The sequence below is a fragment of the Streptomyces sp. NPDC003248 genome (genome assembly GCF_055563235.1).
The window spans coordinates 1-17027 of record NZ_JBVHDT010000018.1; the positions used below are offsets into that span (position 1 = coordinate 1).

The 17027-nt window shown below is 73.5% G+C and carries 14 protein-coding genes and 1 pseudogene; 12 read left to right on the top strand and 3 right to left on the bottom strand.

Going from position 1 to position 17027, the window contains the following annotated elements; translation table 11 throughout:
• Positions 1-360 precede the first annotated feature (360 nt).
• The 6 genes from rimO (at position 361) to ACZ3KJ_RS30595 (ending at position 4809) form a co-directional block, all read left to right on the top strand.
• Positions 361-1830: a 30S ribosomal protein S12 methylthiotransferase RimO gene (rimO, locus tag ACZ3KJ_RS30570; protein ID WP_467531722.1), complete on the top strand. Its 1470-nt coding sequence runs from the start codon at positions 361-363 to the stop codon at positions 1828-1830.
• Complete coding sequence (gene pgsA / locus ACZ3KJ_RS30575; RefSeq protein WP_467531724.1) at positions 1827-2558, top strand: CDP-diacylglycerol--glycerol-3-phosphate 3-phosphatidyltransferase; 732 nt, start codon at positions 1827-1829, stop codon at positions 2556-2558. Before rimO ends, pgsA begins: the two co-directional genes overlap by 4 nt.
• Entirely contained in the window at positions 2555-3100 is a 546-nt protein-coding gene (locus tag ACZ3KJ_RS30580) for a CinA family protein (RefSeq protein ID WP_467531726.1), read from the top strand. The genes pgsA and ACZ3KJ_RS30580 overlap by 4 nt, the downstream gene beginning before the upstream one ends.
• A gap of 109 nt (positions 3101-3209) precedes the next feature.
• Positions 3210-3590: a helix-turn-helix domain-containing protein gene (locus tag ACZ3KJ_RS30585; protein WP_167997591.1), complete on the top strand. Its 381-nt coding sequence runs from the start codon at positions 3210-3212 to the stop codon at positions 3588-3590.
• Positions 3591-3875: 285 nt separating this feature from the next.
• The gene (locus tag ACZ3KJ_RS30590) at positions 3876-4346 is read left to right on the top strand and encodes a Dps family protein (protein WP_467531728.1); all 471 of its coding nucleotides are present in this window, start codon (positions 3876-3878) and stop codon (positions 4344-4346) included.
• A gap of 157 nt (positions 4347-4503) precedes the next feature.
• A complete protein-coding gene (locus ACZ3KJ_RS30595; protein WP_467531730.1) occupies positions 4504-4809 on the top strand; it encodes a hypothetical protein in 306 nt (101 codons plus the stop codon).
• An 84-nt stretch (positions 4810-4893) separates the two neighbouring features.
• Here the strand turns inward: ACZ3KJ_RS30595 and ACZ3KJ_RS30600 are convergent, their stop codons facing one another.
• Positions 4894-5736, bottom strand: a complete 843-nt coding sequence (locus tag ACZ3KJ_RS30600; protein ID WP_467531731.1) for an Fpg/Nei family DNA glycosylase — start codon at positions 5734-5736, stop codon at positions 4894-4896.
• Positions 5737-5772: 36 nt separating this feature from the next.
• The gene (locus tag ACZ3KJ_RS30605; protein WP_467531732.1) at positions 5773-10674 is read right to left on the bottom strand and encodes an ATP-dependent helicase; all 4902 of its coding nucleotides are present in this window, start codon (positions 10672-10674) and stop codon (positions 5773-5775) included.
• A 246-nt stretch (positions 10675-10920) separates the two neighbouring features.
• Between ACZ3KJ_RS30605 and ACZ3KJ_RS30610 the strand changes: the two are divergent.
• The 3 genes and pseudogenes from ACZ3KJ_RS30610 to ACZ3KJ_RS30620 form a co-directional block, all read left to right on the top strand.
• A pseudogene (locus ACZ3KJ_RS30610) lies at positions 10921-11760 on the top strand (AraC family transcriptional regulator); the annotation flags it as partial.
• Between the two features lie 23 nt (positions 11761-11783).
• On the top strand, positions 11784-12548 hold the full coding sequence (locus tag ACZ3KJ_RS30615; RefSeq protein ID WP_467531733.1) for an AzlC family ABC transporter permease: 765 nt from the start codon (positions 11784-11786) through the stop codon (positions 12546-12548).
• Positions 12545-12853 carry an AzlD domain-containing protein gene (locus tag ACZ3KJ_RS30620; protein ID WP_467531734.1) on the top strand — a complete coding sequence of 103 codons (309 nt, stop codon included), beginning with the start codon at positions 12545-12547 and terminating at the stop codon, positions 12851-12853. Before ACZ3KJ_RS30615 ends, ACZ3KJ_RS30620 begins: the two co-directional genes overlap by 4 nt.
• Positions 12854-13048: 195 nt before the next feature.
• On the opposite strand, the gene ACZ3KJ_RS30625 is transcribed toward ACZ3KJ_RS30620, so the two are convergent.
• Positions 13049-13993 (bottom strand): prenyltransferase/squalene oxidase repeat-containing protein, encoded by a 945-nt coding sequence (locus tag ACZ3KJ_RS30625; protein WP_467531735.1) that lies wholly within the window; start codon positions 13991-13993, stop codon positions 13049-13051.
• 79 nt (positions 13994-14072) lie between these two features.
• On the opposite strand from ACZ3KJ_RS30625, the gene ACZ3KJ_RS30630 reads away from it, so the two are divergent.
• From ACZ3KJ_RS30630 to recA, 3 genes are all read left to right on the top strand, one after another.
• Positions 14073-14267, top strand: a complete 195-nt coding sequence (locus ACZ3KJ_RS30630; protein WP_467531737.1) for a DUF3046 domain-containing protein — start codon at positions 14073-14075, stop codon at positions 14265-14267.
• A 60-nt stretch (positions 14268-14327) separates the two neighbouring features.
• Positions 14328-15584 (top strand): AI-2E family transporter, encoded by a 1257-nt coding sequence (locus tag ACZ3KJ_RS30635; protein ID WP_467531738.1) that lies wholly within the window; start codon positions 14328-14330, stop codon positions 15582-15584.
• A gap of 313 nt (positions 15585-15897) precedes the next feature.
• Positions 15898-17025 carry a recombinase RecA gene (recA, locus tag ACZ3KJ_RS30640; protein ID WP_389515867.1) on the top strand — a complete coding sequence of 376 codons (1128 nt, stop codon included), beginning with the start codon at positions 15898-15900 and terminating at the stop codon, positions 17023-17025.
• Positions 17026-17027 lie beyond the last annotated feature (2 nt).

Here is a 17027-nt window from a genome sequence, read left to right on the forward strand (position 1 = left end):
AATCCACACCGAACCGGAAGGCCCTCACCTGTTCAAGACCCCTCAGCCGAGACCTGGCTCACCCGTCCACAACCTCCCGAGACAGAACACCTAGGGCGCTTCTGACGGATCTCCGCGGCGTCGCAACGCCCGGCACGCCCCCTCGCCGCACGGTGTGCAGGGCCAGGTGGCTCCGCCACATGACCCTTCACACCGCACGCCGAGGGCACGCACCGAACGCCGCTCCTTCTCCCACGGAGATCCGTCAGAAGCGCCCTACCCACCGCGTGAGGGGCCGTCGGCACCCGTCGGCCCCTCACCCAGGAAGATCGCCAACCCCGTCGGCGGGGGCTGACAGCCGGACGAAGTAGTCTTGAGCCCATGCCTGAACGCCGTACCGTCGCACTCGTCACCCTTGGCTGCGCCCGTAACGAGGTGGACTCGGAGGAGCTCGCAGGCCGTTTGGAGGCGGACGGCTGGCACCTGGTGGAGGACGCCGCGGACGCGGACGTCGCCGTCGTCAACACCTGCGGTTTCGTCGACGCCGCCAAGAAGGACTCCGTCGACGCCCTCCTCGAGGCGAACGATCTCAAGGGACACGGCAGAACCCAGGCCGTCGTGGCGGTGGGCTGCATGGCCGAGCGGTACGGCAAGGACCTCGCCGAGGCGCTCCCGGAGGCCGACGGCGTCCTGGGCTTCGACGACTACGCCGACATCTCCGACCGCCTCCAGACCATCCTGTCCGGCGGCATCCACGCCGCCCACACCCCGCGCGACCGCCGCAAGCTGCTGCCGATCAGCCCGGCCGAGCGGCAGGACTCGGCCGCCGGTGTCGCGCTCCCCGGGCACGCTCCGGCGGACCTCCCCGACGGGCTCGCCCCGGCCTCCGGCCCCCGCGCGCCCCTGCGCCGCCGTCTCGACGGCGCCCCGGTCGCCTCGGTCAAGCTCGCCTCCGGCTGTGACCGGCGCTGCACCTTCTGCGCCATCCCCTCCTTCCGCGGCTCCTTCATCTCCCGCCGCCCGAGCGACGTGCTGAACGAGACGCGGTGGCTGGCCGAGCAGGGCGTCAAGGAGATCATGCTGGTCTCCGAGAACAACACCTCCTACGGCAAGGACCTCGGCGACATCCGCCTGCTGGAGTCGCTGCTGCCCGAGCTGGCGGAGGTCGACGGCCTCGAGCGGGTGCGCGTCAGCTACCTCCAGCCGGCCGAGATGCGGCCCGGCCTCATCGACGTGCTGACCTCGACCCCCAAGGTCGCCCCCTACTTCGACCTGTCCTTCCAGCACTCCGCGCCCGACGTGCTGCGCGCGATGCGCCGCTTCGGCGACACCGACCGCTTCCTGGAACTGCTCGACACCATCCGCAGCAAGGCGCCCGAGGCCGGCGTCCGCTCCAACTTCATCGTCGGCTTCCCCGGCGAGTCCGAGGCCGACCTGGCCGAGCTGGAGCGGTTCCTGAACCACGCGCGGCTGGACGCCATCGGCGTCTTCGGCTACTCCGACGAGGAGGGCACCGAGGCCGCGACGTACGAGAACAAGCTCGACGAGGACGTGGTCGCCGAGCGGCTCGCCCGGGTCTCCCGGCTGGCCGAGGAACTCGTCTCACAGCGCGCCGAGGAGCGCCTCGGGGAAACCGTCCGCGTGCTCGTGGAGTCGGTGGACGACGAGGGCGTCCACGGCCGCGGGGCGCACCAGGCGCCGGAGACGGACGGCCAGGTGCTGCTCACGTCGGGCGAGGGACTGGTCGTCGGCCGTATGGTCGAGGCGAAGGTGGTCGGCACCGAAGGCGTCGACCTGGTGGCCGAGCCCCTGCCGGGCTCGGCCGGGTGTCGTGAGGAGGCGGACAGATGACGGGTGTCCCGGCATCGGCCGCGGGCGGCGCCTCACCGGCGAAGGGCGCCGCGGCCGCTGCGGGCGCGTCCGCCGACGACGAGACCCCGGGTGCCGGCAAGGCGCCGCGGGGCGGCAAGCTGGCGGCCGCGGCCGTCAACCAGGCGAGCGTCTGGAACGTCGCCAATCTGCTGACGATGCTCCGCCTGGTCCTCGTGCCGGGCTTCGTCGCGCTGATGCTGGCCGACGGCGGCTACGACCCGGCGTGGCGTGCGCTCGCCTGGGCGGCCTTCGCCGTCGCCATGATCACCGACCTGTTCGACGGCCATCTGGCGCGGACGTACAACCTCGTCACCGACTTCGGGAAGATCGCCGACCCCATCGCCGACAAGGCGATCATGGGAGCGGCCCTGATCTGCCTCTCCGCGCTCGGTGACCTGCCGTGGTGGGTGACGATCGTGATCCTGGGCCGGGAACTCGGGATCACCCTGCTGCGTTTCCTCGTCATCCGGTACGGCGTCATCCCGGCGAGCCGGGGCGGCAAGCTGAAGACGCTCACCCAGGGCGTCGCCGTCGGCATGTACGTGCTGGCGCTGACGGGCTGGCTGGCCACCCTGCGGTTCTGGGTGATGGGCGCGGCGGTCGTGCTGACCGTGGTGACCGGGCTCGACTATGTGAGACAGGCCATCCTGCTGCGCCGGCAGGGGATCGCCGAGCGCAGCACGGTGGCGCAGGAGACGGAAGGGTGAGTTCCACGGCCGCCGACGTGGTCCGACTACTGACCGTGACGGGCCAGACGCTGGCCGTCGCGGAGTCGCTGACCGGTGGCCTGGTGGCCGCCGAGATCACCTCGGTCCCCGGCGCGTCCAAGGTCTTCCGGGGATCCGTGACGGCCTACGCCACCGCCCTGAAGCAGGAGCTGCTCGGCGTCGACGGTGATCTGCTGGCCGCCCGGGGAGCGGTGGACCCGCAGGTCGCGGCCCAGATGGCGGCCGGGGTGCGCAAGGCTCTGGGCGCCGACTGGGGTATCGCGACGACCGGCGTCGCAGGTCCGGACCCCCAGGACGGGCAGCCGGTCGGGACGGTCTACGTGGCCGTGGACGGTCCGTCGGGGGCGGACTCCGGTTCTGCCTCTGGCGGAAAAGTGGAGGCCCTGCGGTTGAACGGCGACCGTGCGGAAATTCGTAGAGAGAGTGTACGGAGCGTACTCGCAGTGCTTCTGAAGGAGCTCGCGGGCGAACAGACCGGGAATGAGCGGGCACAGGATACGGAACAGAACGGGGGGTTTTGATGTTTGCAGCCCTGAGTGAACACGACATCGCTCCCCGCACGGCCGCAGCGCAAGGCGGTACGGTGGGGCGTGAAGGATGCGGCTACGCGGTCCGAGGAGGGAGCCACCGATGATTCTGCTCCGTCGCCTGCTGGGTGACGTGCTGCGTCGGCAGCGCCAGCGCCAGGGCCGTACTCTGCGCGAAGTCTCCTCGTCCGCCCGAGTCTCACTCGGCTATCTCTCCGAGGTGGAGCGGGGGCAGAAGGAGGCTTCCTCCGAGCTGCTCGCCGCCATCTGCGACGCGCTGGACGTACGGATGTCCGAGCTCATGCGGGAAGTGAGCGACGAGCTCGCCCTCGCCGAGCTGGCCCAGTCCGCTGCGGCCACCCCCAGTGAGCCTGTGCCCACGCCGGTCCGTCCGATGCTGGGTTCCGTGTCGGTGACCGGTGTGCCACCGGAGCGGGTGACCATCAAGGCCCCCGCCGAGGCGGTGGACGTGGTCGCCGCGTGAGAAGCCCCTCGGCGGCCGTGCCGGCCGGCGGGTGTGTGCGAGGCGTACGGCACGAGCGCGGGTGAGTCGCTCACTGCGTGTGTGAGGCCCCGGCCGGGGCTTCTCCGGATCAGGCCGGAGGGGAGCGGTCGGGGTTTTTGCATGGGGTCCTTCCCTGTTCCGGGTGTCTGGGTGGAATCAGGTTGATTCAGGAGAGCTCGGGCTGATTCAGGTCCGTTTGCCGGTCGTGCGTGCTGCGGTCATCGTGGAGGGGCATGACGGGAGCCGACCCACCCGGAGGTAGGGATGAACGCCGTCAAGAGCCCGCTGCCCGACGCCGATCTCAAGACCGTCGCCGAAGCCCTGCAGGGGGCGCTGGTCGATCTGATCGACCTCTCGCTCGTCGCCAAACAGGTCCACTGGAACGTCGTCGGGCCCCGTTTCCGCTCCATCCACCTCCAGCTCGACGAGGTCGTGGCCAGTGCCCGCACGCACACCGACGCGGTCGCGGAGCGTTCCTCGGCGCTGGGTGTGTCGCCCGACGGCCGGGCGGCTACGGTCGCCTCCGGCAGCGGCATCGACACGGTGTCCCAGGGATGGATCAAGGACGCGGACGCGGTGGGCGCCCTGGTGGCGGCGCTCGGTGCGGTGATCACCCGGATGCGGGACCGGGTCGCGGCCACCGAGGACCCCGATCCGGTGAGCCAGGACCTCCTCATCGGGATCACCGCCGATCTGGAGAAGCATCACTGGATGTTCCAGGCGGAGAACGTGTGATGTGAGGCGTGACGAGTGGTCCGCGCGGACGGTGGTGCGCCCTCCCGGTGGTACGGGTGGGCGCTTCGCCGTCCTGCCGTTCCTGCCGTCCTGCCGTGCGCAGGCGGTGGTCCGCCCGCGTCGGGCCGGTGGTGGCGGGTGGGAGGAGGTGACGGCCGTGGCGGGCCGGACAGTGGGCCGGGGGGCGTGCCTCGGGCTCGGGGTGCTGTGGTGGTGGGCCGTGCTGCGGCTCGCCGTGGTGCCCGAGGCCGGGGTGCTGGAAGGGGCCGTCGCCGCCGGGGGGTGGGGCCTGAGTCTGCTGCCGGTCCACTGTGCGGCCAAGGGGCGGGCGGTGGGGGCGGTCGCCGACGGGCGGTGGGCGGCTGCCTGGCGGGGGACGCGCGGGGGTCGGGGGGTGCCGGAGAGCGGGGGCGGGGGAGGGAGGCGGCGGGGGCGCGGCCTCGGCCGTGTGCGGCACCGGTGACGGGTGCGCGGTGCGGCCGGTGGGGCGTACGGTCGCGCAGCGCTTGCGGGAGCGCGCGCATGTTTCTCGTCGACCGGTGGGGCGTCAGACGGCCGGGTGCGAGCGGACACGGCGGGTGGCCGGGGAGCCGGGGGCCGGGGCGGGGCCGGTCTGGCAGCTCGGGCACCAGTACGTCGGGCGTTCGCGGGAGCCGTCGCCCTGGTCGGCCACCCGTACGGGTGTTCCGCAGCGCAGACAGGGGCGGCGTGCGCGGCCGTAGACGAAGAGGTCCTGGCCGCGCCGGCCCGTGGTGACGCGGGTGGGGCGGTCGCGGTTCACCTCCAGGAGCCGCTGTGCGAGGACGGGCAGTTTCGCCGCGCGGTCGGCGGGGAGCGCGCCGACGGGCAGCCAGGGAGTGGCGCCGAGGAGGAAGCAGAGCTCGCACTTGTAGACATTGCCGATGCCGGCGAGGTTGCGCTGGTCGAGGAGGGCCTCGCCGAGGGAGCGGGCCGGGTCGGCGAGGAGGTTGGCGAGGGCCCGCTCCGGATCCCAGTCGGGGCCCAGCAGGTCGGGGCCGAGGTGGCCGACGGCCCGTTCCTCCTCGGAGGTGCGCAGGAGTTCCAGGACGGGGAGGCGGTAGCCGACCGCGGTGCGGTCGTCGGTGCCGAGGACGGCCCGGATCTGGTGGGCCGGACCGCCCGTCCAGCGCTGGTCGTTCGCGTACACCTTCCAGGAGCCGTCCATCCGCAGGTGGGAGTGGAGCGTCAGGCCGCCCTCGACGCGGGTGAGGAGGTGCTTGCCGCGCGGGGTGACGTCCAGGACGGTACGGCCGGTGAGGTCGGCGGTGGCGTACTTCGGCACGCGCAGGTCGGAACGGGTCAGCACCTTCCCCGCGAGGGCGGTGTGCAGCCGCCTCGCGGCCTGCCAGACCGTGTCGCCTTCGGGCATGGGTCAAGGGTGGCACGGAGCCGCGGCCGGGCGGCCTCAGGCCCTCAGTCTGAGGCCGCGGGGGGTCGCGATGAAGCCGGCGCCCTCCAGCAGGGTGCCCAGCGGGGCGGTCAGGGCCGAGGCGCCGTTGACGCGTTCCACGGTGACCGTGCCCAGGGAGCCGGCGCGGGCGGCGGCGGCGAGGGCTTCCGCCGCCGCGGGCAGGCGCGGGTCGTCGCCGACGGCGCCCTCGCCGTCCGCGGTGGCGGGCCAGGCCAGCAGGGTCTTGCCGCCGCGCTCCATGTAGAGGGTCAGCTCGCCGTCCACGAGCACCACCAGGGAACCCGCCTTGCGGCCGGGCTTGTGCCCGGCGCCGGTGGGCGGCTCGGGCCAGGACAGGGCGGCGCCGTACGCGTTCGCGGGATCGGCCGCGGCGAGCACCACGGCGCGCGACGCGGGCGAGGGCGTACGCCGGTGGCGGTCGGGGAATCCCGAGGCGTACGGGAAGCCGTCGCCGCCGCGGGGGCCGCCGGCGCCGGGGGAGGCGAGGTCGCGCGGGGAGAGGCGGCCGCCCGGTGCGGTGGGGGCCGCCGGGGAGTCGAAGGCGCCGTCGAGGCCGGGGACGTCCCAGCCGAGATCGTCGGAGGGAGCGGTGTCGGGGAAGGCGAGGCCGTCGGGAGCGCCGCTCTCCCGGGCCGGGGCGGGCGGCGTCTCGTCCCGGTCGCGGGCGTTGGCGACGGCGCGGACCCGGTCCACGGCGCCGTCCATGGCGAACTGTGCCGCGCCGAGGCCCTCCACCACGTAGCCGCGGCGGGCCTGGCCGCTCTCCTCGAAGACGGACAGGACGCGGTACGTCGCCGAGAAACCGCCCTCGATGCCCTCGGCCGAGACCGCGCCCCGGGTCACCACGCCGTGGCGGTCGAGCAGGGCGCGGGCGACGGCGTGGGCGCGGACGGTGGGGTCGGGTTCGTGGCCCGGCAGGAGCGACCAGCGGCCGGCGACGGTCGGAGGGCCGTTGCGGGAGGCCGACCGCGCGGCGGCCGTCAGCGAGCCGTAGCGCCCGCGCGGGACCGCGCGCTTGGCGCGGTGGGCCGTGGAGCCGGCGGTGCGGCCCGAGCCCAGCAGGGCGCGCATCGGCGCGAGCGTGTCGTTGGTGAGCCGGCCCGACCAGGCCAGGTCCCAGACGGCGTCGGCGAGTTGCGGGTCGGTCGCCTCGGGGTGCGTGGTGGCGCGGACCTGGTCGGCGATCTGGCGGAAGAACAGGCCGTAGCCGCCGGCCAGGGCGTCCAGGACGGACTGGTGCAGTGCCGTCAGCTCCAGCGGATGGGGCGCGGGCAGGAGCAGGGGGGCCGCGTCCGCCAGGTACAGGGAGACCCAGCCGTCCTTGCCGGGGAGCGCGCCCGCGCCGGCCCAGAGCACCTCCCCGGAGGCGGTGAGTTCGTCGAGCATCGCCGGGGCGTAGTCGGTCATCCGGGACGGCAGGACGAGCTTCTCCAGGGCGGAGGCCGGCACGGACGCCCCCTGGAGCTGCTCGACCGCGCGCACCAGGCCGTCGACGCCGCGCAGGGCGTGGCCCTTGCCGATGTGCTGCCACTGGGGCAGGAACTGGGCGAAGGCGGCGGGCGGCACGGGTTCGAGTTCGTGCCGCAGGGCGGCCAGGGAGCGGCGGCGCAGCCTGCGCAGGACGGTCGCGTCGCACCACTCCTGGCCGATGCCGGCCGGGTGGAACTCCCCCTGGACCACCCGGCCCCCCGCCGCGAGGCGCTGGAGGGCGCCCTCGGTGACCGCGACGCCCAGGCCGAAGCGGCCGGCGGCGGTCGCCGACGTGAACGGGCCGTGGGTGCGGGCGTACCGCGCCAGAAGGTCGCCCAGCGGGTCCTTCACCGGCTCGGTGAAGGCCTCCGGCACCCCGACCGGCAGGGCGGTGCCGAGGGCGTCGCGCAGCCGGCCCGCGTCCTCGATCGTCGCCCAGTGGTCGGCGCCGGCGACACGGACCCGGATGGCGCGGCGGGCGGCCGCCAGCTCCCGGGCCCAGTCGGGTTCCGCGCCGCGCTCGGCCAGCTCGGCGTCGGTGAGCGGGCCGAGCAGGCGCAGCACGTCCGCGACGCCTTCGGCGTCCTTCACCCGGCGGTCCTCGGTCAGCCACTGGAGCTCCCGCTCCAGTTCGGTGAGCACCTCCGCGTCCAGCAGCTCGCGCAGCTCCGCCTGGCCGAGCAGTTCGGCCAGCAGACGCGAGTCCAGGGAGAGGGCTGCCGCGCGGCGCTCGGCGAGCGGGGAGTCGCCCTCGTAGAGGAACTGGGCGACGTATCCGAACAGCAGGGAGCGGGCGAAGGGGGACGGCTCCGGGGTGGTGACCTCCACCAGACGCACCCTGCGGGACTCCAGGTCGCCCATCAGCTCGACGAGCCCCGGGACGTCGAAGACGTCCTGGAGGCACTCGCGGACCGCCTCCAGGACGATGGGGAACGAGCCGAACTCGCTCGCCACCTGGAGCAGCTGGGCCGCGCGCTGGCGCTGCTGCCACAGCGGGGTCCGCTTGCCGGGATTGCGGCGCGGCAGCAGCAGGGCGCGGGCGGCGCACTCGCGGAAGCGGGCCGCGAACAGGGCGGAGCCGCCGACCTGGTCGGTGACGACCTGGTCGACCTCGCCCTTGTCGAAGACGACGTCCGCCGCACCGACCGGCGCCTGCGCGGCGTCGTACTCCGCGCCCGCCTTCAGCGGCTCCTGGTCGAGCAGCTCCAGCCCCATGAGGTCGGCGTCCGGCAGGCGCAGCACGATGCCGTCGTCGGCGTGCATGACCTGGGCGTCCATGCCGTACCGCTCGGAGAGCCGGGCGCCGAGGGCGAGGGCCCAGGGGGCGTGGACCTGGGCGCCGAAGGGGGAGTGGACGACGACCCGCCAGTCGCCGAGTTCGTCGCGGAAGCGCTCCACGACGATCGTGCGGTCGTCCGGGACGTGGCCGCAGGCCTGGCGCTGTTCGCTCAGGTAGGAGAGCACGTTGTCGGCCGCCCAGGCGTCCAGACCGGCGGTGAGCAGGCGCAGGCGGGCGTCGTCCTCGGGCAGGGAGCCGACCTCGCGCAGGAAGGCGCCCAGCGCGCGGCCCAGTTCCAGCGGGCGGCCCAGCTGGTCGCCCTTCCAGAACGGGAGACGGCCGGGGACCCCGGGGGCGGGGGAGACCAGGACGCGGTCGCGGGTGATGTCCTCGATGCGCCAGGAACTCGTGCCCAGGGTGAAGACGTCGCCGACCCGCGACTCGTAGACCATCTCCTCGTCGAGCTCGCCGACCCGGCCGCCGCCCTTCTTCGGGTCGGCTCCGGCGAGGAAGACGCCGAACAGGCCGCGGTCGGGGATGGTGCCCCCGGAGGTCACCGCGAGCCGCTGCGCCCCCGGGCGGCCGGTGATCGTGCCGGTGACGCGGTCCCACACCACGCGCGGGCGGAGCTCCGCGAAGGCGTCGGAGGGGTAGCGGCCGGCGAGCATGTCGAGGACGGCCGTGAAGGCGGATTCCGGCAGGGCGGCGAAGGGCGCGGCGCGCCGGACCGTGGCGAGCAGGTCGTCGAACGGCCAGGCGTCCATCGCCGTCATGGCGACCAGTTGCTGGGCGAGGACGTCCAGCGGGTTCGCGGGAATCCTGAGGGACTCGATGGCGCCGGTGCGCATGCGCTCGGTGACCACCGCGGCCTGGACGAGGTCGCCGCGGTACTTGGGGAACACCACGCCCGTGGAGACGGCTCCCACCTGGTGGCCGGCCCGGCCGACGCGCTGGAGGCCCGAGGCGACGGAGGGCGGCGACTCGACCTGGACGACCAGGTCGACCGCGCCCATGTCGATGCCCAGCTCCAGGCTGGAGGTCGCCACGACGGCGGGGAGGCGGCCCGCCTTGAGGTCCTCCTCCACGAGCGCGCGCTGCTCCTTGGAGACCGAGCCGTGGTGGGCGCGTGCGATGACCGGCGGGGCGCCCTGGGCCGCGCCGGAGCCGCCCATCAGCTCCGCCGGGGCGTGGTGCTCGTCGAGCGGCTCACCGGTGGCCCGCTCGTAGGCGATCTCGTTGAGGCGGTTGCACAGGCGCTCGGCGAGGCGGCGGGAGTTCGCGAAGACGATGGTGGAGCGGTGCGCCTGGACGAGGTCGGCGATCCGCTCCTCGACGTGCGGCCAGATCGAGGGACGCTCCGCCCCCTCGGAGCCGTCCGCGACCGGGGAACCGCCCAGTTCGCCCAGGTCCTCGACCGGGACGACGACCGAGAGGTCGAACTCCTTGCCGGACTCGGGCTGGACGATCTCCACCTTCCGCCGCGGGGAGAGGTAGCGGGCCACCTCGTCGACCGGGCGGACGGTCGCCGAGAGTCCGATGCGGCGGGCCGGCCTCGGCAGCAGCTCGTCCAGGCGCTCCAGCGAGAGCGCCAGGTGGGCGCCGCGCTTGGTGCCGGCCACGGCGTGCACCTCGTCCAGGATCACCGTCTCGATGCCGGTCAGCGCGTCGCGGGCGGCCGACGTCAGCATCAGGAACAGGGACTCCGGGGTGGTGATCAGGATGTCCGGGGGGCGGGTGGACAGCGCGCGGCGCTCGGCGGCGGGGGTGTCGCCGGAGCGGATGCCGACCTTGACCTCGGGTTCGGGCAGCTCCAGGCGCACGGCCTCCTGGCGGATGCCGGTCAGAGGGCTGCGCAGGTTGCGCTCCACGTCCACGGCCAGGGCCTTGAGCGGGGAGACGTACAGCACGCGGCAGCGCTTCTTCGGGTCGGCCGGCGGGGGAGCCGAGGCCAGCTGGTCCAGGGCGGCGAGGAACGCGGCGAGGGTCTTGCCGGAGCCGGTCGGGGCCACCACCAGCACGTCCGAGCCCTCGTGGAGGGCCTGCCACGCGCCCGCCTGGGCCGCGGTGGGCGCGGAGAACGCCCCCGTGAACCAGGCGCGGGTCGCGGGGGAGAAGCCGTCCAGGGCTCGGTGCGCGTTGCTGACCATGCGTCCATCGTGCACCCGGGGTCTGACAACGGGGCCGGGGCGGGGCCGGGACGGGTGCGGCGCGGGGCGACGGGCGGGGGGGAACGGGGTGTCGGGCTGGAAGGGGGTGTCGGGCGGCCGGACCTGGACATGCCGGACAGGAGCGCTTCGGGCCGGGGTGGGGGTGGGCGCCGAGCGTTCGGGGCAGGGGCGCCGAGCGGGCGGGGTCGGGCGGAGGGCGCGCGGAACGGTGCGCAGAATGGGGGTATGGCGGGATCGGGTGAGGTGGCGCGGCACTGGCGGTACGCCGAGCTGCCCGGGGTCGACCTGCTGCGCGCCCGGTACGTGCGGAAGAACTTCGTGCGGCACACCCACGAGCACTTCGTGATCGCCGGGATCGCCGAGGGCGTGGAGGTCTTCCACCACGGTGGGGGTGATCAGTACGCGGGAGCCGGCGCGCTCGCGCTGGTCAACCCCGATACGCCGCACACCGGACGGGCGGGGGTCCCCGAGGGGTGGCGGTACGGGGCGGTGTACCCCTCCGTGGAGGTCGTGGCCGGCATCGCCGCCGAGACGACCGGCCTGCGCGGCACGCCGGGCTTCGTGCGCCCGGTGCTCGACGATCCACAGGCCGTCCGGCTGGTGCACCAGGTGCTGCGGGCCGCCGACGAGGGCAACGCGCTGGCCGCCGACACGCTGCTGCGCGTGGCCGTGACGCGGCTGCTGCGGTCGAACGGCGGGTCGCTGCCCGTTCGGCGGGTGCGTACGGCCGGGGGCCTGGTCGCCGTACGCGCGCGTGCCGTGCTGGAGGAGCGGATGGCCGACCCGCCGACGCTGGAGCAGCTCGCGCGGGAGCTGGAGACCGGTCCGTTCGCGCTGCTGCGCGCGTTCCGCGACACCTACGGGATGCCGCCCCACACCTGGCTCACCGACGCGCGGGTGCGTCGGGCGCGGCGGCTGCTGGACGCGGGCAGGGCACCCGCGGAGGCGGCCCTCGCGGTGGGGTTCACGGACCAGCCGCACCTCAACCGTCACTTCGCCCGGATCGTGGGAGTGCCGCCGGGCGCCTACCAGCGTGAGCGCAAGAACGTACAAGACGCGCGGCGGTGACCGCTCCTACCGTCCGACGTGTGGCGGAACAGGCAGAAAAAGCACGTCGGACAGCTCGCTCGGACACCGGTGACGGCCGCCGGTACGGCAGGCCGGACGCCGCCGTCGTACGGGACGCCCTCGGCGTCGGGGTCGCCGTCGGCCTCTCCGGGTTCGCCTTCGGGGTGACCTCGGCGGGCAGCGGCCTCACCGTGTGGCAGAGCTGTGCGCTCAGCCTGCTGGTGTTCACGGGCGCGTCCCAGTTCGCGCTCGTCGGGGCGCTCGCGGCGGGCGGCAGCCCCCTCACGGCGGCCGCCGGTGCCTTCTTCCTGGGCGTGCGCAACGCGTTCTACGGCCTGCGCCTGTCGCAGGTGCTGGCCCTGCCGCGCGCGGTGCGTCCGTTCGCCGCCCAGTGGGTGATCGACGAGACGACGGCCGTCTCGCTGGCGCAGCGCGACCGGCGGGGTGCGCGGATCGGCTTCGCGGTCACCGGGCTCAGCCTCTATGTGCTGTGGAACCTCACCACGCTGCTGGGCGCCCTGGGGGCCGAGGCACTCGGGGACACCGACGCCTGGGGGCTCGACGCGGCCGGCCCGGCCGTGTTCCTGGCGCTCCTCGCCCCCATGCTGAAGACCCGCACCGACCGGGCCGCGGCCGCTCTCGCGGTCGTGCTGGGGCTCGGTCTGCTGCCCGTCCTGCCCGGCGGTGTGCCGGTCCTGGTGGCCGCGCTCGCCGCCCCGCTCGCCCTCTGGGGCGAGGGCCGTCGCGCGGGGCGTCCGCGGAACCGTCAGGAGGGCGGGCGATGAACATCTGGATCGCGATCGTGGCGACCGCCCTCGGCTGCTACGCCGTCAAGCTCGCCGGGCTGCTCGTTCCCGCCGGGGTGCTCGAACGGCCCCTGGTGCGCAGGCTCGCGGCCCTGCTGCCCGTGGCCCTGCTCGCCGCCCTCACGGCCCAGCAGACGTTCGCCGACGGGCGGGCGCTGGTGCTGGACGCGAGGACGGCGGGGCTCGCCGCGGCGGCCGTGGCGCTCGCCCTGCGGGCGCCGTTCCTGCTCGTCGTCGCGGCGGCCGTGGTGGTGACGGCCGGGGTGCGGGCCGTGGGGGGATGAGGGCGGCCGGGATGCCGGTCCTCGGAGACCGGTGGTGCCGGTCGGGTGGTGAAGGTGGCGGGGGCGGTCTTCGGACGGCGGGGGCGGTCGGACGGCGGGTGGCGGCCGGGTGGCGGGTGGCGGCCGGGTGGCGGGTGGCGGCCGGGTGGCGGTGGCGGTCGGGGCGGCCGGCCGTGGTGCGGACGCGGTCCGGCGTCAGCCGATGGGGCGTCCGTACGACCTCAGGGTGCGCAGGGCCTCGATGGTCACCACGGGACGTGACTCCAGGTCGGTTCCCGGCGCCCAGCGGCGCCACCGGATCGGCCAGCCGCCGTCCTGCTGCTGGTCGGCGGCGAGGAAGTCCAGGGACCGCTCCATCTCGTCGTCGGTGAACCACGCGCGCGCGAGAGAGCCGGGCGTGCGGGCGTAGTCGTGGGGGAAGTGGTGTTCGCCGGGGGCGTAGCCGGGCGGGACCGGGTGCGTGTCGCGCCGGTCCGGGTCCAGCACGGCGAGCCGCTGGGCCCGGACCAGGCGGCCGAGACGGTCGGCGGCCGCCTCCGCGCGCGGGCGGTCGGGCGCGGAGTCGAGGAACGCCACAGCGGCCTGGATCTCGTAGGGGTGGGACGTCTCCAGGGAGTCCACCGCCTGCCAGCAGAAGTCGGTGGCCCTGAAGAGCCAGGCGTGCCAGACCTCGTTGCCGTGCAGGACGCCCACCGCCGGACCGGTGGCCAGCAGCTCACTGGGCGGGTCGTCCACGATCGGGACGAACGGAGCGGCGGGATAGCCGCGCTGGCCGGGACGGATCGCCGGGAGCGCGCCGTCGGGGTTGGAGACGGAGGTGAGGTAGCGGCACACCTGTTCCACGCGCCGGCCCGCGCAGCGGCCCAGCGAGTCCAGGACGCGCAGGGCGCGCACCACGTGCAGGGGCTGGCTGACGGGCCCGCGCAGATCGGGCTCCAGCGCGTGGCCGTATCCGCCGTCCTCGTTGCGGTAGGCGTCGAGCGCGGTCTCCGCGGGTTCGGCGCCGCCGTGCAGGAAGTGGTACGCGAAGAGGCGCTGCTCCAGCACGCGCGCGGTGAGCCAGACGAAGTGCTCGGCGCGGAAGAGCGGGGTGGGCGCCGGGGGCGCCGGGGGGAGTGGGGATGCTCCGGTTTCGGCCATGGAGCAGACCGTAGGACGGAAAGCGGTGTCGGCAGGCGGTCACGGCCGGGGCCACCCCCGGGGGCGGGATACTGGTGTCATGCGGTTGACGGTCTTCTGGCAGCGGATGGCGGAGCACTTCGGTACGGGCTACGCCGACACCTTCGCGCGCGATCACGTGATGGCCGAGCTCGGCGGGCGGACGGTGCACGAGGCGCTGGCGGCCGGCTGGGACGCGAAGGACGTGTGGCGCGTGGTGTGCGCGGTGATGAACGTTCCGCCGGAGAAGCACTGATCAGCGGTGAAGATCGCAGAGGGCTCTCCGATTGTCGGTGCGGTGGGCGAGACTTGAGCCGTGGCACCCACTGACGAGTCCGGGCAGGCCGGCCCGCACACCTCCCCGTCGGACACGACGTCGCCCGCCCTGCCTCCGGTCGGCGGCGTGGCCGCGTCGGGCGCGCGCATGCCGCGATGGCTCCCGCGCGCGATGGTGCTCGCACTCGCCCTCTTCGGCGTGTTCCAACTGGGCACCTGGGCCTTCCACCAGGTCATAGGCCTGCTGATCAACGTCCTCATCGCGTTCTTCCTGGCCCTGGCCATAGAACCCGCGGTGAGCCGGATGGCCGCCCACGGCATACGCAGGGGGCTCGCCACCTTCTTGGTCTTCCTCGGCCTGCTGATCGTGGTCGCGGGCTTCTTCACCCTGCTCGGCTCGATGCTCGCGGGACAGATCATCAGGATGATCGAGGGCTTCCCGGAGTACCTCGACTCCGTGATCAACTGGATCAACACGACGTTCCACACCGAGCTCAGACGCGTGGACATCCAGGAGGGACTGCTCCACTCGGACTGGCTGAAGAGGTACGCGCAGAACAGCGCCGCCGGTGTCCTGGACGTGTCCACGCAGGTCCTCGGCGGCCTCTTCCAACTGCTGACGATCGGGCTGTTCTCGTTCTACTTCGCCGCCGACGGACCCCGGCTGCGCCGCGCGCTCTGCTCCGTACTGCCGCCCGCGCGGCAGGCCGAGGTGCTGCGCGCGTGGGAGATCGCCGTCGACAAGACCGGCGGCTACCTGTACTCGCGCGGGCTGATGGCGCTGATCTCCGGAGTGGCCCACTACGTCCTGCTGGAGGCGCTCGGCATCCCGTACGCGCCGGTCCTCGCGGTGTGGGTGGGGGTGGTGTCGCAGTTCATCCCGACCATCGGCACGTATCTCGCGGGCGCGCTCCCCATGCTGATCGCCTTCACGGTCAGCCCGCTGTACGCGGTGTGGGTGCTGATCTTCGTCGTGGTCTACCAGCAGTTCGAGAACTACATGCTCCAGCCCAAGCTGACCTCGAAGACCGTCGACATCCACCCTGCCGTGGCCTTCGGCTCGGTCGTCGCCGGCACCGCCCTCCTCGGCGCGGTCGGCGCGCTGATCGCCATCCCCGCGGTCGCCACGCTGCAGGCGTTCCTGGGCGCGTACGTGAAGCGGTACGACGTCACGGACGACCCCCGGGTGCACGGCCACCGCAGACGGGGCGAGGGGCCGGGGCCGCTCACGCGGGCGCGAGAGCTGTGGTCCAGGTCGCGGGAGCGCATCGCGGGGCGGCGGCGGGAGTCCGGCTGACGAGCCGCGGCCACGCGGCCGCGTGGCCGCGAGCCGCGGACCTGTGACATCGAGGAGGCCCTCAGACCCCGGTGGTGCGGGGCGTGGGTGCCCGGGCAGTGCTCGGTGTGCCGGGTGGTGCGCTTGACACGAAAATCGAACATCCATTCTTATTGGGGTTCCGGCGGAGCTCTCGGTGGGGATTTCGTCCTGGTTTGGGTAGGAAGAGAACCGAGTTATCCACAGGCCGGACCGGCGTCGGGGCGCATTGTCAGTGGCAGGCGTTAGCGTCTTTGACGTGAAGCGATCGACTCAAGCAAACCGGGTGGAACCCATGGCAGGAACCGACCGCGAGAAGGCCCTGGATGCCGCACTCGCACAGATTGAACGGCAATTCGGCAAGGGCGCGGTCATGCGCATGGGCGAGCGGTCCAAGGAGCCCATCGAGGTCATCTCGACCGGGTCGACCGCGCTCGACGTGGCCCTCGGCGTCGGCGGTCTGCCGCGCGGCCGCGTCGTGGAGATCTACGGACCGGAGTCCTCCGGTAAGACCACGCTGACCCTGCACGCCGTGGCCAATGCCCAGAAGGCCGGCGGCCAGGTCGCGTTCGTGGACGCGGAGCACGCCCTCGACCCCGAGTACGCGCGCAAGCTCGGCGTCGACATCGACAACCTCATCCTCTCCCAGCCCGACAACGGCGAGCAGGCCCTGGAGATCGTGGACATGCTGGTCCGCTCCGGTGCCCTCGACCTGATCGTCATCGACTCCGTCGCCGCGCTCGTCCCGCGCGCGGAGATCGAGGGTGAGATGGGCGACAGCCACGTCGGTCTGCAGGCCCGCCTGATGAGCCAGGCCCTGCGGAAGATCACCAGTGCGCTCAACCAGTCCAAGACCACCGCGATCTTCATCAACCAGCTCCGCGAGAAGATCGGTGTGATGTTCGGCTCCCCCGAGACCACGACCGGTGGCCGGGCGCTGAAGTTCTACGCCTCGGTGCGCATCGACATCCGCCGCATCGAGACCCTGAAGGACGGCACGGAGGCGGTCGGCAACCGCACCCGCTGCAAGGTCGTCAAGAACAAGGTCGCGCCGCCCTTCAAGCAGGCCGAGTTCGACATCCTCTACGGCCAGGGCATCAGCCGCGAGGGCGGTCTGATCGACATGGGCGTGGAGCACGGCTTCGTCCGCAAGGCCGGCGCCTGGTACACGTACGAGGGCGACCAGCTCGGCCAGGGCAAGGAGAACGCCCGCAACTTCCTCAAGGACAACCCCGACCTCGCCAACGAGATCGAGAAGAAGATCAAGGAGAAGCTGGGCGTCGGTGTGCGCCCGGAGGAGCCCGCCGCCGAGCCGGGCGCGGACGCGGCGGCCGCCACGGGCACGGCCGCCGACGACGCCAAGACGGTTCCCGCTCCCGCCGCCAAGGCCGCCAAGACCAAGGCCACGGCTGCCAAGAGCTGACC

Coding starts and splice junctions, on each gene's coding strand:
- ACZ3KJ_RS30590 (WP_467531728.1), top strand. CDS start 3,876: ATGAACGCCGTCAAGAGCCCGCTGCCCGACGCCGATCTCAAGACCGTC.
- ACZ3KJ_RS30585 (WP_167997591.1), top strand. CDS start 3,210: ATGATTCTGCTCCGTCGCCTGCTGGGTGACGTGCTGCGTCGGCAGCGC.
- ACZ3KJ_RS30605 (WP_467531732.1), bottom strand. CDS start 10,674: ATGGTCAGCAACGCGCACCGAGCCCTGGACGGCTTCTCCCCCGCGACC.
- rimO (WP_467531722.1), top strand. CDS start 361: ATGCCTGAACGCCGTACCGTCGCACTCGTCACCCTTGGCTGCGCCCGT.
- ACZ3KJ_RS30600 (WP_467531731.1), bottom strand. CDS start 5,736: ATGCCCGAAGGCGACACGGTCTGGCAGGCCGCGAGGCGGCTGCACACC.
- ACZ3KJ_RS30630 (WP_467531737.1), top strand. CDS start 14,073: ATGCGGTTGACGGTCTTCTGGCAGCGGATGGCGGAGCACTTCGGTACG.
- recA (WP_389515867.1), top strand. CDS start 15,898: ATGGCAGGAACCGACCGCGAGAAGGCCCTGGATGCCGCACTCGCACAG.
- pgsA (WP_467531724.1), top strand. CDS start 1,827: ATGACGGGTGTCCCGGCATCGGCCGCGGGCGGCGCCTCACCGGCGAAG.
- ACZ3KJ_RS30625 (WP_467531735.1), bottom strand. CDS start 13,993: ATGGCCGAAACCGGAGCATCCCCACTCCCCCCGGCGCCCCCGGCGCCC.
- ACZ3KJ_RS30620 (WP_467531734.1), top strand. CDS start 12,545: ATGAACATCTGGATCGCGATCGTGGCGACCGCCCTCGGCTGCTACGCC.